18 protein-coding genes are annotated in these 23,890 nt (G+C 59.5%); 10 read left to right on the top strand and 8 right to left on the bottom strand.

What is annotated here, in order from left to right; all coding sequences use genetic code 11:
• Positions 1-723: 723 nt before the first annotated feature.
• The 3 genes from BWR02_RS09350 to BWR02_RS09340 form a co-directional block, all read right to left on the bottom strand.
• Positions 724-981 (bottom strand): high-potential iron-sulfur protein, encoded by a 258-nt coding sequence (locus BWR02_RS09350; protein ID WP_139557465.1) that lies wholly within the window; start codon positions 979-981, stop codon positions 724-726.
• A 242-nt stretch (positions 982-1,223) separates the two neighbouring features.
• Complete coding sequence (locus tag BWR02_RS09345) at positions 1,224-1,511, bottom strand: sll1863 family stress response protein (protein WP_139557464.1); 288 nt, start codon at positions 1,509-1,511, stop codon at positions 1,224-1,226.
• Between the two features lie 475 nt (positions 1,512-1,986).
• Positions 1,987-2,304 (bottom strand): hypothetical protein, encoded by a 318-nt coding sequence (locus BWR02_RS09340; RefSeq protein ID WP_162560085.1) that lies wholly within the window; start codon positions 2,302-2,304, stop codon positions 1,987-1,989.
• A 113-nt stretch (positions 2,305-2,417) separates the two neighbouring features.
• On the opposite strand from BWR02_RS09340, the gene BWR02_RS09335 reads away from it, so the two are divergent.
• From BWR02_RS09335 to BWR02_RS09325, 3 genes are all read left to right on the top strand, one after another.
• The gene (locus tag BWR02_RS09335) at positions 2,418-5,621 is read left to right on the top strand and encodes a PAS domain S-box protein (protein WP_139557462.1); all 3,204 of its coding nucleotides are present in this window, start codon (positions 2,418-2,420) and stop codon (positions 5,619-5,621) included.
• A gap of 385 nt (positions 5,622-6,006) precedes the next feature.
• Positions 6,007-6,657, top strand: coding sequence for a transposase (locus BWR02_RS09330; protein ID WP_139557461.1), 651 nt, complete (start codon positions 6,007-6,009; stop codon positions 6,655-6,657).
• A gap of 92 nt (positions 6,658-6,749) precedes the next feature.
• Positions 6,750-7,442, top strand: a complete 693-nt coding sequence (locus tag BWR02_RS09325; protein WP_139557460.1) for an iron-containing redox enzyme family protein — start codon at positions 6,750-6,752, stop codon at positions 7,440-7,442.
• A gap of 162 nt (positions 7,443-7,604) precedes the next feature.
• On the opposite strand, the gene BWR02_RS09320 is transcribed toward BWR02_RS09325, so the two are convergent.
• Positions 7,605-8,291 carry a response regulator transcription factor gene (locus BWR02_RS09320; protein ID WP_139557459.1) on the bottom strand — a complete coding sequence of 229 codons (687 nt, stop codon included), beginning with the start codon at positions 8,289-8,291 and terminating at the stop codon, positions 7,605-7,607.
• Positions 8,292-9,394: 1,103 nt separating this feature from the next.
• Between BWR02_RS09320 and BWR02_RS09315 the strand changes: the two genes are divergently transcribed.
• The 4 genes from BWR02_RS09315 to BWR02_RS09300 all read left to right on the top strand — a co-directional run bounded on the left by BWR02_RS09315 (position 9,395) and on the right by BWR02_RS09300 (position 14,853).
• A complete protein-coding gene (locus BWR02_RS09315) occupies positions 9,395-10,606 on the top strand; it encodes a sensor histidine kinase (protein WP_139557458.1) in 1,212 nt (403 codons plus the stop codon).
• Between the two features lie 326 nt (positions 10,607-10,932).
• Entirely contained in the window at positions 10,933-11,340 is a 408-nt protein-coding gene (locus BWR02_RS09310) for a hypothetical protein (protein WP_139557457.1), read from the top strand.
• Positions 11,341-13,094: 1,754 nt separating this feature from the next.
• Positions 13,095-13,592, top strand: a complete 498-nt coding sequence (locus BWR02_RS09305) for a hypothetical protein (protein ID WP_139557456.1) — start codon at positions 13,095-13,097, stop codon at positions 13,590-13,592.
• Positions 13,593-14,367: 775 nt separating this feature from the next.
• Complete coding sequence (locus BWR02_RS09300; protein ID WP_162560084.1) at positions 14,368-14,853, top strand: CBS domain-containing protein; 486 nt, start codon at positions 14,368-14,370, stop codon at positions 14,851-14,853.
• Between the two features lie 508 nt (positions 14,854-15,361).
• On the opposite strand, the gene fae is transcribed toward BWR02_RS09300, so the two are convergent.
• A complete protein-coding gene (gene fae / locus BWR02_RS09295; protein ID WP_139557454.1) occupies positions 15,362-15,880 on the bottom strand; it encodes a formaldehyde-activating enzyme in 519 nt (172 codons plus the stop codon).
• A 1,196-nt stretch (positions 15,881-17,076) separates the two neighbouring features.
• Between fae and BWR02_RS09290 the strand changes: the two genes are divergently transcribed.
• The 3 genes from BWR02_RS09290 to BWR02_RS09280 all read left to right on the top strand — a co-directional run bounded on the left by BWR02_RS09290 (position 17,077) and on the right by BWR02_RS09280 (position 20,137).
• Complete coding sequence (locus BWR02_RS09290; protein ID WP_139557453.1) at positions 17,077-19,017, top strand: aconitate hydratase; 1,941 nt, start codon at positions 17,077-17,079, stop codon at positions 19,015-19,017.
• A gap of 44 nt (positions 19,018-19,061) precedes the next feature.
• The gene (locus BWR02_RS21640) at positions 19,062-19,289 is read left to right on the top strand and encodes a transposase domain-containing protein (RefSeq protein WP_162560083.1); all 228 of its coding nucleotides are present in this window, start codon (positions 19,062-19,064) and stop codon (positions 19,287-19,289) included.
• A 521-nt stretch (positions 19,290-19,810) separates the two neighbouring features.
• Positions 19,811-20,137, top strand: a complete 327-nt coding sequence (locus tag BWR02_RS09280) for an H-NS histone family protein (RefSeq protein ID WP_139557451.1) — start codon at positions 19,811-19,813, stop codon at positions 20,135-20,137.
• 67 nt (positions 20,138-20,204) lie between these two features.
• On the opposite strand, the gene BWR02_RS09275 is transcribed toward BWR02_RS09280, so the two are convergent.
• The 3 genes from BWR02_RS09275 to recN form a co-directional block, all read right to left on the bottom strand.
• Positions 20,205-21,095: a carbon-nitrogen hydrolase gene (locus BWR02_RS09275; protein ID WP_139557450.1), complete on the bottom strand. Its 891-nt coding sequence runs from the start codon at positions 21,093-21,095 to the stop codon at positions 20,205-20,207.
• Positions 21,092-22,138 carry an agmatine deiminase family protein gene (locus BWR02_RS09270; protein WP_201276210.1) on the bottom strand — a complete coding sequence of 349 codons (1,047 nt, stop codon included), beginning with the start codon at positions 22,136-22,138 and terminating at the stop codon, positions 21,092-21,094. The genes BWR02_RS09275 and BWR02_RS09270 overlap by 4 nt, the downstream gene beginning before the upstream one ends.
• A gap of 73 nt (positions 22,139-22,211) precedes the next feature.
• A complete protein-coding gene (gene recN / locus BWR02_RS09265; protein WP_139557449.1) occupies positions 22,212-23,888 on the bottom strand; it encodes a DNA repair protein RecN in 1,677 nt (558 codons plus the stop codon).
• Positions 23,889-23,890: the final 2 nt, after the last annotated feature.

Genomic DNA, 23,890 nt, shown 5'->3' with positions numbered 1-23,890 from the left:
GAATCCGGGCGGAAATCGCCCTCTCAAACGCGGAATTTGCGTCACTAAAGTCCATTTTCGACGCCTGATTCTCCGCGGGATGCGTCCTTGCGCGTCAACTCGGAATTGTTCAGAGGTTCCCTAGGGGCCATCATTATCAGTATCAACTTTGAGAGGGCTTCTGATCGAGCTGTCCTCCCTGAACGGCGCGCCCTGCGTATCGAACGGTTAGGTTTTCCGCTCGATCAGCACTCAGCGGCGAGGCTTGCCTTTCTGGTCATTGGAATCCTGTCGCAAGCTGTCGTTACGGCCCGGCAAATGCCGGCCGTGTGAGGTGATTAGAGCTGGAACTCCGTTGCGGTCGCCGCCGGCGTCTCGCCGTGCGGCGGGAGCAGCCTAGCGGCCATGAGGAACTGGGGCGCCGTCAATGGCCAACTGCATTCCACCCACCGCAAGGTCCACTTCAGCCCTGGTGTGTGTGTGCCGTAGAGTTCGATTTATCTGATGGCTGCACCACGAGCAAGGCACATCGGCATTGACCGGCTTCGTTACGCGGTATGCTACGTCCTACCCTTATGCCGAGCACAGTGCGGCGCATCACCCCTGCCCGGTGGCAGTCCCACTTGATCGCGGGCTCGCCCATGCTGGTTGCGTTTTGGCAGACTCTCGGCGCCGGATTCCCCTTTTTGACATAGACCATCTGCCGTCATGCGATTCCGGGACTCACGGCCGACCGTTCTGCAATCAACCCGATGTTCTGACCCATAGCCTGCACCAGCCACTGGGACTGATGCTGCCTTCCACCACGGCGCAGGCGTTGGGGCCGATAAAGTGCATACAGTTCTCGCAGTGCTGTTCGCCCTTGGGTTTGTCTTGATATTGCGCTTCTTCCTTGCTTAACCTTGCTGCCTCTGCACGATTTTTGCTTTGTAATAACAAGGCGCATCCGGCAGCCAGAAACCCGCGCAACAGCATGCGACGTTCATAAACGGCCGTAGACATGACTAATACTCTCCAGAAAATCGGCTGTACATCTTTCTTTTATGACGCACATGACATCGCGATCAGCGCATAGTAGAGCCCGAGAGTTCCAGGGAATCACTATGTCTTAAATGACCTGGCTCATGGCAGGGATAAAACGTGCTGATCACATGTTAAAGAAGACTCTTTTTTCAGGTAAGGCGAAACCGAATTTAATCGCATTGTGTCTAATAAAGGATAGGATACCGCTGTCCAGTCTCTAGCTAGGAAAACTTGGCCACGGCGTTCTCGACAGAAGTTTTAATGTCATCCCAAGCACGCTCCAGGCCTGGTTTGAGTTCTGCCCACGCTTCTTCGCCGGAATGACGCAACTCCTCTAACTTTCCTTGTGCGGAGTCCACCTTACCACGCAATGCGTCAATCTGTTCCCTGTACTCTATTTTCAATTCGGCCTTCGCCTGGTCAATTTTGGCTCTCAACTCTTCAACTTTCGCTTCCCATTCCCGCAATTGAGCGTCCATCTTTTCCTGATAAGCCTGTTTAGAATCCATTATTTGCCTCCAAGATTGATTGCTTCGTGATTTTCATAACCATCGGCTTGAGGTACGCTGATCAGACTGCTCGGCCTCTCCTTTGGCTACGGAGCAAGGGTAACGCCGGAGAACTCGATGCCGCAATCCGTGCGACTACGGAGGTGGCGGATTCCGTTCAATAAGGCGAGGAATTCTCCGATCCATTATTAGATTCCGCCGGGGGCGGTGCTCCCGAAACTGAAGCAAAGCCGGCATTAGTTGGATCGAAGTTTCGGTAGAAAGCGCATCGCGTCACTACGGTACGATGCCTACTCCAAACAGTACCTTTCCAAGAGGGGGCTCATTTGCGGGTCGTGATGGCTGTTCGTAGCGCCCATGAGGCAGCCGGGCGTGAAATGGTAGCGTTCCCGAACCACAGGCCGTGTCGCCAAAGGCTCTCAGGACTTAAATCGGCGGTTGCGCCCCGCCTGTATGGAATGGTCGCCACGTGCCCTCAGCCTCTCGGTGTGCAACATTGGGTTGGCACCACTTTGTAGAACACTTCGTTGTAGCGGTTGATCGACAGGTCGTAGCCACCCGCATAGATGACGGACTTGGGTACGCAAGAGTCCTGCTTGGTTTGTGCTCGGTGCGATTCGCACGCATCACGCAGCGTCCAAGGCGCTAGCACGTCCGACAGGTTGCTGCTGCACTGTTTCAGGATATGGTCCGGCGCGAGCTCGAGCTTGTGTTCGAGTGGCAAGCGCCGGCGTTTGTCGTTTTGGCTCCAACCGCCGTCCTGCATGTCGCAACGCAGGCCTGGTCGGAGCAACAGCCCTTGTTCCTCGCATGATGGCGCGACGGCGCTCGCTTCCGCCTCATCGTCGAGTTAGAGTGATACCGATGACCGCATTCAGCCTTGAGCTTTCGAGATTCTGACAACCAGTGCGCGGGTTTCATCTGTTATCCGTACCGATTGGGGAGTGGCATTTTCGTTGGCCCGCCCGTGCCCGGTATGCGCTTGCGTTAGTGTTGGTGCTCGTTGCACTGGGCGCTCGGTTCCTGATGAACCCGCTGATCGATGCCACGACCGGGAGTCTCGCCTTCGTCACCCTTTATCCCGCTGCCCTGATCGCCTTTTATCTCTGCGGGACCGGGCCATCGATTGTTGCTATGTTTCTTTCGGGTCTCGCTGGTGAATATCTCTTCAGACCTCCTTTCTTCGGTTTCAGCGACAGTCTTTCCAACTATCTCTCCCTGGGATTCTTCTACTTCAACATGGCTCTGATCGGCCAGGGTATCACGGTGATCCGTGACCAGGCTGCACGGATCCGTCAGAGCTACGCGAGGCTTAGCGAAAAGGAATCGCAGTTGACGCATAGCCTTGAGGCTATGACACGGCTCCATCGCCTGGGGCAAATACCAATCCGGCCGGGACATCTGGAGTCTTTTTTCACTCAGGTGGTCGAGACGGCGGTAGCGATCACCGGTGCGGATTTCGGGCACATTCAGTTGCTGCAGCCGGAGTCCGAAGATCTCAGGATCGTTTGCCAGGTGGGATTCCCAACATGGTGGGTGGAGTTCTGGGATACCGTCTCGCGCGGTCAGGGCGTTTGCGGCACGGCACTGGAGCGCGGGGAACGCGTTATTGTCGAGGATGTTGAACAAAGCGAAATTTTTCTGGGTACGCCAGCCTTGGAGGTCCAGTTGCGGGCTGGTGTCAGGGCGGTCCAATTTACGCCCCTGGTCAGCCACCAGGGAAAGCCGCTCGGCATGTTTTCTACCCACTATCGCAACCGTGGACGGCCCAATCAACGAGAATTGCAGCTATTGGATTTTCTGGCCCGCCAAGTGGCAGACATCATTGAAAGGGCACATGCCGAAGAAGTCTTGCGGCAGAGCAAGGATGACCTGAGCCGCGCTCAGCAGGTGGGTCAGATCGGCAGTTGGCGATTGGATCTGCGCAAGAACATCCTGACCTGGTCCGACGAGAACTATCGGATCTTTGGTGTTCCGGTGGGCTCAGCCATGAGCTATGACAGCTTTCTGCAGATTGTGCATCCTGAAGATCGCGAATACGTGGATGCACAATGGTCTGCCGCCCTGAAGGGCGAGCCGTACGATATCGAGCACCGCATCCTGGTCGACGGATGTGTGAAATGGGTCAAGGAGAAAGCATTCCTCGAGTTCGACTCGGGCGGCACCTTGAGCAGCGGGTTCGGGATTACTCAGGACATCACCGAACGAAAACTCGTTGAACTCGAGCGGCTTCGTCTGGCGTCGATCGTCGAAAGATCACCGGATTTCATCGGTATTTCCGACCTCTCGGGTAAACCCAGTTTCCTTAACCAGGCAGGGCGCCGCATGGTGGGGCTCGATGGTGATTTCGACGTGAGCCTCACGGAAATTCGCGAGTATTTCGTGCGCGAGGAACGGAACTTCGTCGATCGCGTGGTGCTGCCCGCTGTCTTGAGCGAGGGGCGTTGGTGTGGTGACCTCACCTTCCGCCACTGGCTGACCGACGCGCCGATCCCGGTCCTTTATGAAGTCTTTCGTATCGATGACCCGCAGACCAGGAAGCCACTGTATTTCGCGACCGTGACGCGTGACATGACCGAGCGGAAACAGGGCGAGAATGCATTGCGCGCCAGTGAGCAACGTTTTCGCGCGGTCTACGAACACGCCGCGATCGGCATTGCCATCGGCGATCCGGAGGGACACTTGCTGGAGTGCAATCCGGCTTTTCAGACGCTGCTCGGTTACGCTCCGGAGGAGCTTCGCCAACAAACATCTTCCGATCTGGTCCACCCCGATGACCGAGCGACGGATCGCTTCCAGATTAGTCGTTTGCGTGCGCAGGCGTTGCCATCGTTCGAAACTGAAAGCCGATACATTCGAAAGGACGGCAGTGTCGTTTGGGTCCACAAGTTCGTGTCGCTGCTGCGTGACTCGGCCGAAAGGCCCATTCATCTTGTGATACTGGTCACCGATATCACCGCGCGTCGACAGTTGGAGGAAACGCTGCGCGACGCCGATCGGCGTAAGGACGAATTTCTTGCGACGCTGGCCCACGAACTCCGCAATCCGTTGGCACCCATCCGTAGCGGCGTGTCCGCGTTGCGCAAGACCCACGCCTGGTCGGAGACAAACGAGGCTCTACTGGAAATGATGGAGCGGCAGATGATCCACGTGGTACGGCTGGTGGATGATCTGATGGATGTGTCGCGTATTACGCTCGGGAAGATCGAATTAAGGAAGGAGAGGACCGATTTGGTCGGAGTCGTGGAGGAGGTCGCCGCAGCCTTTCGATCGTCGATTGCCGCCGACTATCATTCGTTGAATGTGTCACTCCCCGTGGAACCTGCCTGGGTCGATGCGGATCGGGTTCGTATTGCTCAGGTACTGGACAACCTGCTCAGCAACGCCATCAAGTACATGGATCCTGGGGGCTCTATCCGTATGACACTGGAGCGGCAGGATCACGAAGCCCTGATAACGGTCCATGACAGCGGCGTCGGGATGCCTGCCGACGCGCTGCCCCATGTCTTCGAACCGTTTACGCAATTCCACCAGGGTTCCGCGAAGGCCCAAGGTGGGCTTGGTCTCGGACTCTCCCTCGTGCGGCGTCTAGTCGAAATGCATGGCGGACAGGTCGCGGCGATCAGTGACGGCCCTGGACAGGGCAGCGAGTTTTCGATCCGTTTGCCGTTGGCACCGGCTCCATCCGAACCGGTACCACCGCCCAACTTGCTGCCTGCACGGAGTTTCCCGCGTCGTGTCATGATCGTCGATGACAACCGGGACGTCGCGGACAGCCTGGCACTTTCGTTGAAGTTTCTGGACATCGATGTCCGTGTGGAATACGGGGGCCTGGCCGCCTTGACTGCACTCGACGCCTTCCAACCCGAGGTCATACTCCTGGATCTCGGTATGCCCGGTATGGATGGATGTTCGGTAGCCCGATGCATTCGCCAGCGTGCCGATGGCTCCTCGTTCCGTTTGGTCGCCTTGACCGGGTGGGGCCAGGAGCAGGATCAGCGTCGCAGTCGGGAGGCGGGATTCGATCACCATCTGATCAAGCCAGTTGATCTTGATCTGTTGGAGACCATTTTGGTGGTACCTGAGGCCCGAACAGCCGAGACGAAATAGCAGGTCCCATGGGGTGTGGGCCGTGACGTGATGGACCGTGCCGCACTGGACCTGATACCGGAGCTTTGTGGGAAAGCCAACTGCGGCGGCTGGAGATCGCGTTGGCTGCCGCTGCAACAATCAGTCGGTATCCGCGTCGGTGGTCCTATAGGCACCGCTCACGCTCAGCCGCGTGTTGCCCACACGAGAGCGGAAGGTTGTCTAGGGCAGTCGCTCTGCCGGGCCTCCGCGTGCACACGGAGGGCCGGCCAACCTACGTGCCCGTCCGGATGTCCAGCCCGGCGCGTTAAGGTGTGAAATCAGCATCTGGGGGTATGGCGATCCTGAAGCGTGTTTAGGTCGTGCATGCGAAATCTCCGTCTGATCTCACCGTTGGGGGGAACCGATGAATCCGCGTCTGCTTTCGACTGCGCAGTTGGCTAATCCGGCGATAGATACCCATGACAGCTTTCTGTCGATCATGAATTCCATTCTGCCGTGGCCGCGCTTGCGAAAACTTATCCTGAACGAGGCTGGGGAGACTCCCGCGGCGCGGCTGGAGTGTTTATTGCGCTTGTACCTGGTGCAGTGCTGGTTCGGGTTCCGTGATGAGGCCGCCCTGGCTGCGCTCCAGGATAGTCGGTCGATACAAGCGTTTGCGGGCTTTACGAAGCGCGAGCTTGCATGCCCCAGTCCATCGGAGCTGGCTGAGTTCCGCCAAAACCTGGAGGTCAACAGCGTCACCCAGAAGGTGAGGGCGATGGTCGACAGCTACCTTTCCGCGAACGGATACAGTCTGGAGGCAGGTTCTCATCGAGATCCGCTGCTGATCGCTGACGAGGAACACACCGCAACGCTTGCCCCTCTGGCCGAGCATTTCATGCGCATGGCGCGCCCTTACGAGTTGGAACCCATATTGGAGTTCAATCGTATCTATCGCAATGTTTTTCATGAGTTGAACCCAGCCGAACGTCGGGTCGCTGAGCGCTACGTGGAACGCCTTATCGGGAGCGTCGCAGATCCCGGGTACATACCCCGGATTTTCGGCGTGGTGTGACTGAAGTTAGCGGTGTTCCGTGTCAATGCCCGGTTCGCCGGTCGGAAGCCTCCCGATGGCCGTGTTGATGCGCGCTTACGCGTGAGGGAAACATGGACGCAAACGGTCGTCACCCGCTCAGCTGGCTTCTCGCTCTTCAACGGAGCTACCGGGACCAGATTCGCCACGGCCGATTTTTTGCGATGCTGCGCGCAGCATCGACTCCGGCGCACTTTCAGTGGATACGACAGCTCTACTTCCTCTCCGAGGACTTCACCGGGGCCGTCGCGCTCCGCTACGGCAGCTGCCGTGAGGACTCCTTCAGGGACCAATTCGGTGAACATGCCGCCGAGGAAGTGACACATCCTGCGGAGCTCGCAGCATGGATGCGAAAGTTCGGGTTTATCGGTCGGGATGAAGATCCGAAATCGGTGATGCCCACCTTGCCCACACGGGCAATCGGTTCCTACCTGGTACGATCGGCAATTCGTGAGCGCCTCCCGCATCAAGTGATCACGCTGAACCTGATGTCCGAGGGCATTGCCTGTGATTTGTTCGCGACTGCCAATCCTAAGCTGGCTGAGCTCGGGTTGACGCCGGAGGGCTACTGGGCGGCGCATGCCAAGGTGGATCTGAAACACGAACTGATGGGTCTTGATCTCATTCCGGCCTGTAGTAGGGAGAGCCCAGGCGGTATCGCCTATGGCTGGATTGCCTGGGAGGTCGCACGCCTCTTTCGCGACGCCTTTGATTCCTGGGCAGACTGGGATTCCGCGGGCCCGCCACATGTTCCCCATCGCCTGTAGGCATGGCTGAACGACTGCGATAACCCGCGGCCAGCACGGAAAAATGGATGCGGGGGACTGTTGCCGTAGCGGCGCTCGCTCATCACGCCAGGGGCAGTCCCATTCGATCTGCCCCGGCAGGTTCGGGTCTCGGGAACGGTGGCGAAACGGCGATGCGGATTTTCAAGTATCGCGAGAGTTTTCGTCCTGCTCGAATAAAGGTGCAACGGCCAGCATCAGTTGTACCAGAGTCTCGACACCGATCTTACGCATGATCTGACCTCGGTAGACCTCGACCGTGCGGTGACTGATGCCCATCTTCTTGGCCATCTGCTTCGAGGAATCGCCATCCACAATGTACGCTAGCACCTGCTTTTCCCGGCTACTCAAACGCTTGTACCGCTCTGATATCGGGTGGACCGTCGATCGGCCGGTTCGCTGATCTTCTGCGCGTGCAAGTGCTTCGGCGACGCGCTCCAGCAGCACCTCGCTATCGAAGGGCTTCTCCAGAAAATCGAGGGCGCCGGTGCGGAACGCTTTCGAGGTCGTGGAAACGCTCCCATAACCCGTCAGGAAAATGTGGGGGAAATCGATGCCGCGCTCGACCAGCTTGTCCTGAATGTCCAAGCCAGAACAATCGGGTAAGCACAAGTCGAGGATTACGCAACCGTGCGCGCTTGGGTCCAGCGCATCGAGGAATTCCCGCCCGCTCCGAAAACAACGGACCTTGTAACCCTCGGTCTCGAGAATCATCCGCACTGCATCCAACAGAGCTGGCTCGTCGTCCACCACGAAAACTGTGGAATCGGAGCGTTCGTGCGGGGAAACCGGCTCGCTACTACTGGATATCGGCATAAAGCGGAAAAGCAAACGTCGGGTCGCTGAACTCGGAAGTCGGGCCCGGAGTTCGCTGTCGAAAGTGACGAAGATGCAAGGCTACTGCTGGAGGGCTCACTGTCGATCAGGAGTCGCCTGTTGACGACCCGTGCGACAAGGGGGCCCGGACGCATTCGCACATCGCAGCCATGTCCGGCGTCCGGGGAGTCTATCACGGCACCGGGAAGCGAAGGCCGAGCCAAACCAAGACGGGGCTCAAGGCGGGCCAGCGGTTCTCCTATTGATCAATGCCTTGGTGATGAGTTCGTTGGCGCCCGCCTGGATACCTCAAGTTCGCGCCTCCAGTACGGCAAGACCCCTGATCCCGATGGCCGGAAGCGTAGTGAACTCGCATTGTGAACGGATCGATCGGCAGCGCCCATAGCCCTTCATTCCCGGCATTCGGACAGCCGTTAGAACTGCATCTGGAAATTCTTTGGGGGAACTCGGTAATCGTGCGGATAGAGAAGTGCTGCCCGGTATGGTTAAGTGAGGCGTGAGCGCTGTCATGGATCTCCGTTAAGCCCAACGACGTCCCGCAGTTGTCGATTTGGGGTTTGTCGAACCGAAACGAGGTGGTCGCGCAGCGATCGAGTTCCGTTTGGCTTCACTACTCTTGGTCGCCGGAGCATTCCGGCTCCCTTCATCCCCAGGGTGCTGGGAACGTGTTCAGATTCAATATCTGGACGTGGTGCTTGTGACCCGATTCAGCGCTTTGCCGTCGCCCGTGCCCGCGCGGGGCCTTTCGGCGCAGTCAGGCTGATCGACATCCGTGTGCTTTTCGTCCGGCTGAGTACACCACTCTCAGATCCTGTAGCGATGCTAGCCACGGTCACAAATGGGCGCCAAGTCGGGAGCCATCAGTGGCGCGCCGAGTGTGTGCTCAACGCCGCGCATTTACGGCATGCCTGGCGGCATGGCGGAGCATGGGACTCCGCGATACAGGCTCTTGCGCCCCAGCGCTTTATGGGAGTCGAAGATCGTGAAGCCCGGCGCATCGCTAGCGTATCGATCGCGAGCCCCGGCTGCGATTCGAGTAGCTGTAGTATCGGGGGTGTTCGATCTCATCATCCGAACCTTGCCTACCCTGCACGGGCGTGATCGGCGGTCCCACTCAGTCTCTTTACGGCGCATGCAGCATCGGGTGTCCGACCAACACTACGTTTTTCCCTTCTATGGATAAGTACCGCAACGACCTGGGTTGGGATCAACAGTCGGGAACCTGCGGGTTCGGTGTGCTGGACACAGACTTGCGATATTTGTTTGCCGATTCGGCACTTTCAGCCATCAGTGGTTCCCCGATCGAAGTCCTTGTCGGCCGCTCCATTAGGGAAATCCAGGCGGGGTGGGCGAAAATCCTGGAGCCTTTGTGCCGAGCCGCTATCGAAACGGGCGAACCCGTCCCCAACTTTGTCCTCGGCGCGGCGAGCTCCATGGCCGATCCGGTCGAGCCGGTGTGGCGAGGCCGGCTTGGCGCGCTACGGGGTTCCACGGGTCGCGTTTCGGCCGTGATGCTGTCAGTTGAATCGCTCGAACGTGCCGGGTGCTTGCATTTCCCTGCCGTCGTCACCGACTCGGAGGCGCATCTTTTCGCAGCACTGGAAATGCTGAGCCACGATTATCGGAATCGACTCGCACCCCTCCTCAGTGCGGCGCAGATGATTCGAAAGTACGGGGCGGACAAACCCGAGGTTCTCCTCTGGGCCGGAAAGAGTATCGAACACCAGGTACGACAAATGACTGACGACCTGAATGGCCTCATCGACCTAGCACAGTTGATTATGGGGAAGGTCGAATGGCACATGCACGATATGGACTTGAATCCGATACTCCATCGCGTGGCTGATATTGCGGTCGGAATGGCTTACAAGCTTGACAAGCGCTTGAACATCGATCTGGACCTCCAGTCATCGATGGTATTCGGTGATCCCGGCCGGCTTGAGCACGCGCTCGGACGGCTTTACCGTCAGGTCATCGAGTCCGCTCCGCCCGCCGCAGTCGTTGAGTCGTCCGTCAAACGGGAAGGGGACTACGTGTTGATACGCATCGGTGAGGGCCATTCCGGTGCTCTTGAGCGAACACCGGAATGGTCATTAAAGTCCGCTTTTGACATGCAGCCCCTGATCTTTGCGGGCCCTGGCGGACTAGGACCGGGGTTCGCGTTCGCCAGCCAGGTGATCCGGCAACACGGCGGCAGTGTGAGTAAAGTCAACCTCGGCCACGATCGCGGTATTGCGGTCGTGGTGCGGATCCCGAGTTTGATTCGGAGCGCTGATCGCGTCGGAGCACAGGGGCGCGATGTCTCTTAGTCCATCGTGTTCGCGGCGGATAGGAAGTCGCTGTAGCTGGCTCCGACGTTCGATCAAACGCCTTTCCGGCTTCTCGCCTCTCGCGACCCCGCGCTTCTACCTTCCATAAGGGCTGCTTTTCCGCTCCACGCTCACTGCGCAACTGGGTACGTCCGTTCTCGCCGGCTTTGGCTTGATCTCTGCCGCTGGGTCCCACGACTGCTCACGGCGCTCCGCCTCCGTGCGCTTGCGAATCCCATATTACTTCCTCGGCTGCTAGGCTGGTCGGATGTTCACGCCGAATCTCGTTTCGCATCGGTCAAATCAGCTGTATTCGGAGGCATTGCGTGATTAGGGTGAATAACATTGCACGGCATCAATGGGCGGAATTTTGCGATGAGTTCAGTCTGGAACACCACGGCTGTCTGGTCGCGACGTCCGTCATCGAGCAGGAGGCACCCCTGTCGTCAGGTGAGACCGAGCATCCCCACGCACACCTGACGGCGCGGGACTTTCCCTTTGCGGGACTTCATGTTCTGCCGAATGGTCGCGGCCTGGAGCTGTCGCTCGGGGACGGTAAGCTGCACATCCATGAGTTGATCTCCGAGGTGTCAGGTCTCCATCTGCTGGAAACGGCCGAAGGCTTGCACACGGGCTTGAGGATCGACAAGCGGAATGGCGGCAGTGTCTTGCTGAGCTTTCGTTTTCCTGCGCGTCCCGAGACTTTGAAACCGCTCGGGGTTGCGGCGGTGTGAACGGGCATTGTGACCGAGAGGATGTGGCACGACTCCGCTGACCGAACGAAAGGGGCGGGGAACGCCCGCGTGAGGGGTCGGCACATCATCAATCCCAGAGCGGTATGACCGCAGTCCCATCATCCACGAGTCGGTCGCGCCGCTTCGCACGCCACGCAGCGATCGCCAGGCCTTGCCGACGGTGGTCTCGCATCCGTATTCAGACGGATAGTCTGCGGTGACCCTCGGCGCTAGCGTGACCACGGTAACCTGGGTGGATAGCAACAAGCGATGCCTCGAACTTGCTGGGCGAGTTGATTCGGGAATGCTGCCACCCTCATGTAGCCTGAACCGCGTATTCGATACAGCATATGGCTGTTGGGCCCCAAATGATTCCCCGGCGCGACCTACACGGGTTCCGCCCCCGAGAGTCAAGGACAAGCTGTCGTCGGGGGCGTCTCAGCGCGGTCAGCGATTCCGTACGAGAGAAAAGCGCGGACCGGGGAATGTATAGGCAAACTTCACAAAATCGGTCAGATCAGCACATCACTTTATCGAGACGGGCAAACTCGACATGTACGAGGCCCAAACCAGTTGCGCTGGTGGCTCGAACCCCAGACCCGTGCCAGGCTCGAGGGTGGGAAATAGAGTCCATTCAGGCGGTTCAAGACCGGCTCGAATTACTATTGGTGTTGGAGGTGCCCTGTGAGGTCAGGGTCGCCATTCCTTCGGGGTATGCGAATCTGCGGCGCGAAATCCGGCGCTCCCAACGTCAACAAGGCCTGTTCAGCCTCATCGGCGACTGCTTTAGTTTCCACATGAATGAGCAAGGCCTGGAAGCCGCTTACGTGGCAACGGGTCGGCCCGGTGATGGAGCGCCCAATGTGCTGGAACTCCGGGGTTCTGACGGCCGGATCTGCGCCACGATTGTGTGTCCACTCGCCAGTCTTGCGGCGACTTGGTGCGACGTCTGGGATAGCCTCATTTATGCGGGCCGGATCAGGTCGCTAGAAACTACTCGCGGAGAGATCGAGTATCGGTGAGATGGAATCGAAAACACGTCGTTCTCCTTCATTCGGCCAGCAGGGTGATGACGGTTATCAGCGTTTTCTGCGCGCTCTTGGCGCTTGCGATGAATACTTATGGCGAGGGTCGGCGTGTGTCACTGAAGTCCCTGATAACTACTAGAACCAAACTCCGGTTGGATTCCGTCTCTCCGGAATGGGGCGAATGACACCGCGTTCCCGGCTCGACGTCGAATCCCATCACCAACATGGAGGCGAAGGGGGCTGAACCAACGGTTCCGGAGCCACAAGGGAATACCGTTGTAACACGAGATCATGCTTGCGAGCAGCGGTACCAAGAAAGCGTGCCATTCGCCAGAGAAAGCATGTTGCGGCACTCGCGGGCAGTGATTGTGGCTGTCTCCTTGTCACGCACAGTGGCTACAGGCGCGCGTATGAGCTGGGTTAACGGAGCGATCAGTCACGCTGATCGGCGTGTTGATCGCCGCACCTGCCCTCCGCAAGCCCAACGCCGACATCTTGGCGCTCAGTATTCGTACGGACGTGCTCAACCGGAGGGGCTTCGCGAAACCAGCCGGTGGAATGTCAGGTCAAACAAGCAAGGCCGCGAAACCATCATGATTTCTGTAGGCCCCAGGGCCTGCTCGCCTTCCAGCTCCGTCGCATCGATCGGGTATCGAACATACGCGATCCGGTCAATCAGGTGAACCGGCCCTCGCCCGTTATAACCTCTGAACGGAGGACAACACGATGGTTACCCAAACCAGTCAAGAAATCGGTTCAGTAGTAGCCCACAGATGCCCATTACATTCATTACTGGCCTGTCTGACCGTGCTCGGCATGTACGGTCAAGCAGAAGCAATATCGCTGCAAACACAGGGTAGGGTCTCCTACGTCAGCGGCGGCGTTGGTCAGGATGAGGTTTGCCAGATCAAGGGCATGAAAGCCGCGTTCAATCTGCATCTACTTTTCGCGGAGACACCTGCCAGTCAATTTTTGGCGGATATCCCGGTCAGGATAATAAGTCAGGATGGTGCTACCGTGCTCGACACGCGCTCTGAAGGTCCGTATCTGTATGCACACCTGGCGCCCGGCAGGTATAAGATCGTTGCCGAAAACGGTGATCGAATACAGACACGGCAAGTGCGCATTCTCTCGCAGATGCGTCCCACCGCGGTAAGCTTCTTGTGGAAGAGCACCGAGCCGCGATCATCACGGATCCGTGTCGACTCACTTCCGCATTGCTGACGCGCGCCTGAGCGGTCAGCGGTCTGCTCTTTGTCCTTTAGGGATCCGATGCCGAAAGTACAGCGGTTCGAACGCGGTGGGTAACTGCGGCGAGGTTTATGAATCGCTGTCTTTGGGCATCGGCGGCGCAGGGTTGGAAGACCCCGCAGTGTTGAGACGAGCGGTTGATCGGGGGAGTGGCTACACACGGCCGTTTCCGTGTATTCGAACCTTGAGCCCTCAACTGAACTCTACGCGGTCCGGCGTATGGCCTTCCATACATCGGACGTGTTCCCATGCTCGCGCTTGCGCTCACACCCCGTTTGACCGCATCAACCGTGTTGGCACTGGAACCTGAGATATTCGGCTGGGGAAAGGTTTCGCCGAATCCGAGCGAAAAAAGAGGACCCGTCTTACACGGGTAAAGGTTCCGGCCTTCGAAACCGCGAGGCATTGAACGGAGAAGGAACCAGCGGGTTTCCTTGCCGGGAGCCTGTGCGTAAGGATACGGAGCTGAAGCTTGCGCGACTATCCCTGGTGATACGTAGTCGCTGTCACTGTGTGCTCTGGCGAAATGCTGACGTGAGTGGCGCGGCGCACCTCATCCGCCCCATGCGCGACCCGGCGCGCTACCTAAGTGGATATACGAATGGCGCAACGCTTTCGGAGACTCGAACATATCTTCGCCAAGAAACAGAACCTGGCAGGGGCTTCCCTGAAATGTCGCGGGGCCGCATCAAGTGGCCGGACATTTTTGGCGTCCAAACCGTTGGATCGAGAGAGACGAGGTAACGCCATGCGTATAGATAAGATTATGAGCAAGCGAGTCCATACCTGCCAGCCCGACGACTCCTTGGAGCGTGCCGCGCAGTTAATGTGGGATTTTGACTGTGGGGCTGTTGCGGTATGTACCGGCAATGGCGCAAGCCAGACGGTGGGCATTGTCACTGATCGCGATATCGCGATGTCCGCCCTGCTCAAGGGCCGGCCCCTTCGCGATTTATATGTCAAGGATACGATGTCGCGTGACGTCTTGACGTGTCGTCCGGATGACTCACTCGCCGAGGCGGAACAACGGATGCGATCGGGGCAGGTCCGAAGACTTCCGGTCGTAAACGACCAAGGCGTTGTCATCGGCATGATCTCACTCGCCGACTTGGCCCAAGAGGCAATGCGAGAGTGCGGTGAGCAAAGCAAGGAAATCACCGAGAACGAGATCGGCGATACGCTCGCGGCAATCTGTGCGCCTCGCACCCAGGAGTCCCCAATCGCCGACGCGTGATGGTCCGGGCATCGCCCTCCGCGAGCTGTTGAGCAGACCGGAGCGGGTGGACTCGCGTCCGCCCGTCAGCGGTGTCGCGCGGTCGCCTCGGGATCAGGTGTGGTCATGGCCCTGGTTTTTCGCGGATGCTCGGTTCACTCCTGTATTGGCTGTCAGGGTACACGCGGAATCGACGCAATCCCAGGTGTTCCATGACAGCGTAAATTCGCTCTTGTTTGCCCGTGAAGTCCGCTCCGTTCAATAGGTCAGCCCAGCAGTCGATCGGTAACGCCGCAGTATCTGTCAGGTGCGCCGCGATCATCGGAGGATGCCGTTTGAGTCAGGCAATAAGACTTCGCGTCATTCGCGGTCGCTCGAAATCAGATAGGTTGCGCTGCGTAGTAGCCCCGCGCCTTCCTTTCGGCTGGGCGCTGGGCGTATCGTGAGCTCGCAGGAGCGCTTGCGAACCGATGGGGACCGCGCCATACCCACTTCTGATTTCGGCCCGACGCTCGAGATTCCACGGGAGCTAGTCATGTGCAGCCAATGGGTGGTGCATGATGTCTTCCTGCGCAATCACGTCGGCGATGGTCGGTTCCCCGGCCAGCGCGCGAGCGATCGCCAACTTGGTCGCCTGATAGTTCCAGTCCTGGATCTTGTTGTTGTCCTTGGCGTCCCAGTGAATGAATACCCCGATACAGATGAATACGTGATCGGCCTCATCTCTCGGGATGATGCCCTCTTTGACCGAGTCCACCACCGCCTTGGCGATGCCTCGCTCGGCGGGCCCGAACATCTGCGTGACTTGCCGCTCGTCCTTGATCTCAACCTTGTTGAACATCACCGTCGCAGGCTTCGCCATCAGGTTCGGTGCAACCAGGGCCAACAGCGCACTGTCGCCTCGTTTCTGGTTGGTCAAAGCGGTACAAAAGGCGATTTCGGCTGCGCTACCGCGCGGTCCCATAATCAGTTCGATATGTGCGACTTCGTTCCCTTCGCCGACCAGGGCTTCCGCTACCAGGACGTGATTGATCTTGTAACCGTTCATTGCCTTTCTCCTATCCAAGCTGTCAGAGCACCGCGCCAGTCCGGGAGCGGATCGGTGCAGGCGCCAGCGGCCGACAGACCACGTTCCTGATATCTGCCGTCACGGTTCTGGTTCACCACTGAACATCGCGGGCGGCCCAAGCCGCAGGCCGCGCGCTCGCGACGCGCGAGCCGGTCACTGGCTGCCAGTTCGAGCTTATAGATCGGGCCGGCTTCGACGGCAATCCGTACAAACCCCCCAGTAGCCGTACGGATGATCTGTGTTTCTTCGGCCTGCTATGGTCCGACGAGTGGCTGGTTACGGGGCATAGGACGTCGCGACCTGGCGCTAGCCCGTATTCGTCCGCGCCGCTTATCGCGCTCGATATCCTAGACCTGGATGCCAACCGTCTCTGGGCATTGCGGGCTGGAGACACGCAAGGAAGCATGCGCCAAGTTGGCGGCCCGCCCCAGTGCGTCCTGGATGCCGGACTGATGCATTTCCTAGAAGTGCACGAGCGTCAGTTAACAGTCAAGGAGCAAGGTGCCGATCTCCGCGGTGGCGACCAGGCTGTCGAATGCAGCGTTCGCGCGGCTCAATTCGGCGACTCGTTCGCGACCCTCCCGGTTGAGTGCCGTGAGCCTTTCGTTCGCTGTCTGGAACTCTGTCCGGCTCGGCTTCCGAGTCGCCTCGTGGGGTGCCATCGATGATTCGCCTGTGCGATGGACACGCCCTGAATTTCACACTGCCTCCGGCGCCTTAGGAATATAGATGACACGGCGAGGCCCCGACGGTTCCGCCGACAGGTATCGTTCGTCAGCGAGTGTGTTGCCAAACCAGCGTCTCTTTCGGGCAGACGGGCTGGACCTTGCGGCGGACTATTTGGTCCCGCCCGGCCCCGCATTGCAGGTTGGTGGTTGCTGCAGGGCCAAATCGGTTCCCGCCCGCTATCTGACAAGCGGTGCGCCGTGACTATCCGTGCTGTCACGTGCGTGCTGCCCGTAATCGGCGAGCGAAGGGGCGGGTTCCGGGCTCCAGCGCCTTGGGCTGGACGGGCTGCGGCGAGGCACATCGCTTGCCGGGAACCTTCGATACCGAGGGGGCAATCCTACGTAGTTAGGCTGATAGTTAGGGACGTCAGGTTCGGCTATAAGGGTCCAACCCCTTCAAGCCTCCGCTCGGAACTCGACTGCGGGCCCTTTCGCCGAGAGACGAACATGAAGCAGAACGTCGCCCAACAGTTGATTTCGAGTCACCTGATTTCAGGTTGCCTGGCCGAGGGCGAGGAGATCGCTCTGCGCATCGATCAGACCCTGGCACAGGATGCAACCGGCACGCTGGCCATGCTCGAGTTCGCGGCCATGAACCTTCCGCGGGTCCGCACTGAGCTCTCGGTGCAGTACATCGATCATAACCTGCTTCAGGAAGACTACCGGAACCCGGATGATCATCTGTTTCTGTACAGCGCGTGCCGGCGGTTCGGTCTGTGGTACAGCCGTCCCGGCAACGGTGTCAGCCACCCCGTCCACATGGAACGGTTCGGTGCGCCGGGCAAGACCTTGCTCGGATGCGATAGTCACACCTGCGCCGCCGGTGCTCTGGGCATGCTGGCGTTCGGTGCCGGGGGAGTGGAGGTCGCCATGGCCATGGCCGGTGAACCGTTTCACCTGCGCATGCCGCGCATCTGGGGTGTCAGGCTGCACGGGACGCTGCCTGCCTGGGTCAGTGCCAAAGATGTGATTCTGGAAATGCTTCGCCGACATGGGGTCAGCGGCGGCCGTGGCCGGATCATCGAATACTACGGGCCGGGTCTCGACCGCTTGACCGCGATGGATCGCCACGTGATCGCCAACATGGGCGCAGAGCTCGGCGCGACCACAACGGTGTTTCCGGCCGATTCAGCGGTTCGGGTTTTCCTGAGGGCGCAGGGGCGGGAGGCGGCGTTTCGCGAGATTCAGTCGCATCCTGGTGCGACCTACGACGAGCACGATGAGATCGACCTGACGAGTCTGGAGCCGCTGATCGCATTGCCCGGGAGCCCGGGCAACGTCGTCCCGGTAAGGGAAGTGGCGGGCAGGGAGATCTACCAGGCTTACATCGGATCGTCCGCTAATCCCGGTTTGCGTGACTTCGCGATTCCCGCCCGGATGGTCGACGGCAGACAGGTGCATCCGCGTGTCTCCTTCGACGTGAATCCGACCTCGCGCCAGATTCTGGAAAACATGATCGAACTCGGGTTACTGGGCAGGCTGGTGCGGGCCGGTGCGAGGCTCCATCAGGCCGGCTGCAATGGCTGCATCGGCATGGGTCAGGCGCCGGCAACCGACCGCATCAGCCTGCGCACCGTACCCCGCAACTTTCCGGGGCGATCGGGTACTCGCGACGATCATGTCTATTTGTGCAGCCCGGAGACGGCCACGGCGTCGGCCCTGACCGGGGTGATCACCGATCCGCGAACGCTCGGGATGGTGTATCCCTCGTTCGAGGAACCGGATAGACCCCTGATCAACACGGCGATGCTGGTGGAGCCGGACCCTCGAGAACTCGGGACTCCATTGGAATTAGGTCCCAACATTCAGCCGCTGCCTTTTCTCGAGCCTCTTCCGGATTGCCTGGAAGGGCCTGTGTTGCTGAAGGTTGCCGATGACATATCCACGGACGAGATCCTGCCGGCCGGTGCCAAGGTTCTGCCGTACCGCAGCAACATCCAGAAGATCAGCGAGTTCGTGTTCGCCCCGATCGATCGAAGCTTCCATGAGCGAGCGCTTCCGCATCGCGACTCGGGTTTCTTCGTGATCGCCGGCGACAACTACGGTCAGGGGTCCAGCCGCGAGCATGCCGCGCTCGCGCCGCGCTATCTGGGACTCCGCGCGGTCCTCGCCAAGGGCTTCGCGCGAATCCATAGGGACAACCTGGTGAATTTCGGCGTGCTGCCTCTGCGCTTCATCTACGCCGCCGATGCCTATGACGTTCGACCCGGCGACAGGCTGCGGATCAAAGGGGTGCGCGCCGAATTGGAACGGCATGCGCCGATCACGGTGGAAAACCTCAGCCGACAGACCCACTTTCAGGTTCTCCACGAACTCAGTGATCGGGAGGTCGGGGTAGTGTTGGCGGGCGGCCTGATCAACTGGGTCAGCCACGAACGAGGTCAGTAACCTCTACATCGTCATAACGGCGCATCGGGCGAGTTGTTCAAACCGTGCAGGCGGGTGGGGCAGCGGGCGGCAGAGGCTGGCTGCTTGCCGATGCGCCGGCTGGTGCCCACGCCGGCGCGCTGATCTATTTGCTGGTCGAAACCGAAACCGTCAAGGCCAACGGCGTCGAACCGTACCTGTGGCTGCACCCTGTCTTGCGTCGCTTGCCCACCGGACCACTGCCGAACACGTCGAAGCCCTGCTATCCTGGCGTTGCCAACCCGCGCATTTGATCACCACCGGATCCGCACCGAATACCTGGGGTTTGTGGAGCGCTTACAGGTAAACCACGATCGGCAACTCGCCGAGCAGGCGGCTACCCTAGCCTGACTTAATTAACCAGCCTCCACGATTCCCGGGGTGGTTCAGTGCATCGCGGGGATCGGGCGTCACTCCTACTCGTCGACAGCGTTGGTATGTTCTGGGCTGTTGCCTTCAGTGGCGGCATGCCGGCGAGCCAGGCTCGGGAATGAGGTTAAACTTAGTTTGCCGAAGTCTTGAGGAACTGCTTCTCTCGACCCGCTGTCATCGGTACAGGACGACTTTCCACCATTGGGCGAGGCCGGATTCTCCTGCATTCGGTTTGTTGCAGCGAGAAAATGAACATACTCTAGTTGAAGTTCTTTCCACGCAACTATACCATTCGCTCACAGCTACTCTGTAGGGTCTTGCTGTTTTTTTGGTATCGATCGCTTCTTGAAGAACTCGGGCGAGACAGGCCAAAAGAAATTTCAATTTAACCGTGAGAGAAGCGATGAGTAAAAAATACGTCGAAATGACCGAAAGGGAATTGGAATCGATGATCGAGGAAGCCGCGCGGGCTCTGAAGGAGAAGCAGCAAGGAAAGCGGAAGGAGGTTTTGAGTCAGATGAAGCAGCTTGCGGCCTCGATCGGTGTTGCCGTGGAGATAATCGACGGGCCCTCTGCTGCTCCTGGGCGCAAGGGCCGCAAGGTTCCAATCAAATATCGGAATCCGGACAATCTTGCCGAGCAATGGAGCGGCCGGGGTGTGAAACCCAAGTGGCTGCAACAGTTGTTGGCCCACGGGCGAAAGCTGGAAGAGTTCGAAGTGGCTTCGTAGCGAAAGCGACTCATGCCATGTGACGGTACAAGGGTTCGGGGGGCACGGGGCGCGTTTCAGAGAGACCTCAGTCTCGGAAACGCTTTACGATGTCACCATAGGCATCGATGCGGCGGTCCCGGAGGAATGGCCAAATCCGTCGTACGGATTCCGAGCGCATCCGGTCGATTTCGACCCTCAGGACCTGGGGTCCTGTGTCATCGGCGCGGCTGAGCACTTCCCCTTGAGGGCCGGCAACGAAACTATTACCCCAAAAGCGGATACCCGGTGTTGTACCGCTGGGGTCCATTTCCTGACCGATGCGGTTGCAAGCGGCCACCGGAATACCGTTTGCAACGGCATGCCCGCGCTGTACCGTGACCCAGGCTTCAAGTTGGCGTTCCCTTTCCTTGGGTTCATCCAGCGGATTCCAGCCGATCGCAGTGGGATATAGCAGGATGTCGGCTCCTGCGAGTGCCATGAGTCTCGCGGCTTCCGGGTACCACTGGTCCCAGCAGACCAATATCCCGAGTCGGCCGACGGAGGTATCGATCGGCGTGAAGCCCAAGTCGCCTGGCGTGAAGTAAAACTTCTCGTAGTAACCAGGATCATCTGGAATATGCATTTTTCGGTATTTTCCGGCGAGCGTTCCATCGGCATCTAGAACTATGGCGGTATTGTGATATAAGCCGGCAGCGCGCCGCTCGAACAGGGATCCGACAATCACGACGCCGAGTTCTTTTGCCGCCGCGGCGAGCTTTTCGGTGGTTGGCCCGGGAATCGGTTCAGCCAGGTCGAATTGAGTGGTGTTTTCCGTTTGACAAAAATAAGGTCCGAGATGAAGTTCCGGCAGCAGGATTAGCTTGGCTCCCAGCGCTGCAGCCTCGCGGATACCGGCCAGCGAGGCAGCGAGATTGGTGGCAGTGTCGGAAGCATTGCAACCCTGCTGTACGAGGCCCAAAGTCACGGTGTCTTTCATGGCGCGGTCAGTGAAAGGTTTTTCGGAAACTGCATGGTCATGCAATGCAGGCTCCCATATTGTCGGATCAGGATGCGGCAGTCGATCGGCACGATTTCGCGTCCGGGGAAGGAGCGATCCAGCCGCTCTATCGCAAGCGCATCGTTCGCATCACCATAAGTCGGCACCAGTACGGCCTCGTTGATGATCAGAAAGTTCGCGTAGGTGGCCGGTAGCCGGGTCCCATCCGGCGCGAGAATCGGTTGCGGGATCGGCAGGGGGATTAGACGATAAGGTAGGCCGGTTCGGGTCCGGAAGGAACGCAGTTCCTCGTCCATCGCGGACAGGCTGGCATAATGCGGATCGCCAGGGTCGTCGCAAGCCGTGAACGCGATCGTGTGTTCGTCACAGAAACGTGCCAGCGTGTCGACATGCGCGTCGGTGTCGTCACCCGCGACGTGACCGTGGTCGAGCCAGAGCAGTCGGTCAACGCCGAGGCGCTCTGTCAGTTCCGACTCGATCGCGGCGGCCGACAGATCCGGATTTCGGTTCGGGTTGCTCAGACAGAAGCGAGTGGTCAGCAGTGTGCCCGCGCCGTCGGTCTCGATGCTGCCGCCTTCGAGCACCATGCGGCTCGTCTCGGTGCCCACACCGCAAAAAACGCCGGCTTGAACGACGCCGCTGCCGAATGCTGCGTCATTGGCGCAGTCGTACTTCCCCCCCCATCCGTTGAAGCGGAAATTGAGCAGGATTGGTCCTGCGGGCGTTTCGATGCTTAGCGGGGCGGTATCGCGAACCCAGATGTCGTCATAGCGCACGTCGACGAATCGGACGCGCGAGGTCACGCCTTGCGATGCTTCGATTCGATCGAGTATCGACGCCTGCAAAGTGGCATCAGGGCAGGCGATCAGAACGTGTTCGCGCCGGCTGATGGCGGTGGCGATATGAACATAGGTTTCGACTGCTTCGTCGAGGCAGTCGGCGAAGGCGCCGTCCGTGGTCGGCCAGGCGATCAGGACGGCGCTTTGCTCGGCCCATTCGGGCGGAAAATGGCGATGGGTCACGGGTTCCCTCAGTTCGTTCTTGGCTTCTGGATGAGCGTGGTGGCGGGGCGGGCGAGAAGCGCTGCTCCGACTTTCAGGAGAGGGCTTGCGCCAGCATCTCCTCGGCGTGTGCGAGCGTCTGTTCTGTGATTCGGACGCCGCCCAGCATGCGGGCGATTTCCCGGGTTCTTTCGGTCGGGCAGATCGGACTGACGACGGTTTGCGTGACATCGTTCTGGGTCGACTTCGCGACCAGCAGATGGTTGTGGCCCTGGGCCGCGACTTGTGGCAGATGAGTTACGCACAACACCTGCCGATCGGCGGCCAGCAACCGCAGCTTCTGGCCGACGATCTCCGCGACACCGCCCCCGATGCCGGTGTCGACCTCGTCGAAGATCAGGGTGGGCGTGGACTTGTAGGCCATCGCGCTGACCTGTATTGCCAGACTGATACGGGACAGTTCGCCGCCCGATGCCACTTTGCCGATGGGACGTGCCGGCAGGCCGGGGTTGGCCGTAACCGAAAACTCGATCCGATCCATCCCGTGGGGCCCCATTTCGGAGTCATCCGACGGTTGAACGGAAATTCGAAACTCGCCGTAGGGCATGCCGAGTTCACGGATCACAGCCGTAATGCGTGTGCTGAGCTGCGCAGCGCCGATGTTCCGCTGCTCGGACAAGCGACGAGCCGATACCTGGTAGCGTTCCAGCGTATCCTGTACGGCGCGCTCCAACTCTGCAACCTGCTCCTCGCTGCGGCCGAGGCTCTCCAGCTCGGCGCTCAGTGCCGCATACTGCGGTCCGAGTTCGGCCGGCGTCACCTGATGTTTGCGGGCCAGACGATTCAGATCGCCGATGCGCTCCTCCAGCCATTCGAGCCGCTTTGGATCCGACTCCAGCCGGTCGACATGATGACGGATCGATGCGGCCGCTTCCTTGATCTGGATCTGCGCTTCGTGAAGCATCGCCATGACCTCGCCCAGTTCCGGGCACAGCGCGCCGAGCTCCTTCATTGACGTAACGGCCTGCGCTAGCAGCCGGTTGGCCGAACCGGTTTCGTCGTCGTACAGCAGGTCCAGCTGCTGCTGGCTCAGTGCCAGAATGCGTCCAACATTGGCCAGCCGCGAGTGTTCGGCGAGCACTTGCTCGTAGTCGGCGGAGCAGACCTCATGGCGTTCCAGTTCCTCGACCTGATAGCGCAGCAATTCCTCGCGCGCGGCCCGCTGCGCCGACGTCTGGCGACGCTGCGTGAGCTGGTCCTGCAGCGTCCGCCAGCGTCCGTAAAGTTCGCCGACCTCGCCGACCAGAGCGAGCGTCCCTGATGACTCGTCGAGGAGTCGCCGCTGTTCCCGAGCCTGCAGCAAGGCCAGATGAGCGTGTTGCCCATGGATCTCGACCAGCAGTGAACTGAAGTCCTGCAGTTGCTGTAGCGTCACCGGCCGGCCATTGATATAGGCCTTGGATCGGCCGTCACTGCCGATCGTGCGGCGTATGAAGCATGAGTCGAGATCGTCGAACAGTTCGTGTTCGTCCAGCCAGGTCTGGGCTGTCGGAAGGTCGGACACATCGAACTGCAGCGTGACTTCGGCCCGGCTGGCGCCCGGGCGCACCAGCCCGGAGTCCGCGCGGTCCCCGAGCGCGAGGCCCAGCGCATTGAGCAGTATCGACTTGCCGGCGCCAGTCTCGCCGGTCAGCACCGTGAAGCCGGACGCGAGTTCCAGTTCCAGGGCTTCGACCAGAGCGAGGTCGCGTATGCTCAGACCGGTTAGCATGG

This window comes from Methylotetracoccus oryzae, assembly GCF_006175985.1.
Classification (GTDB): Bacteria; Pseudomonadota; Gammaproteobacteria; order Methylococcales; family Methylococcaceae; genus Methylotetracoccus; species Methylotetracoccus oryzae.
Note: the sequence above shows the minus strand (reverse complement) of the source record. Positions and strands in the feature narration are given on the sequence as shown.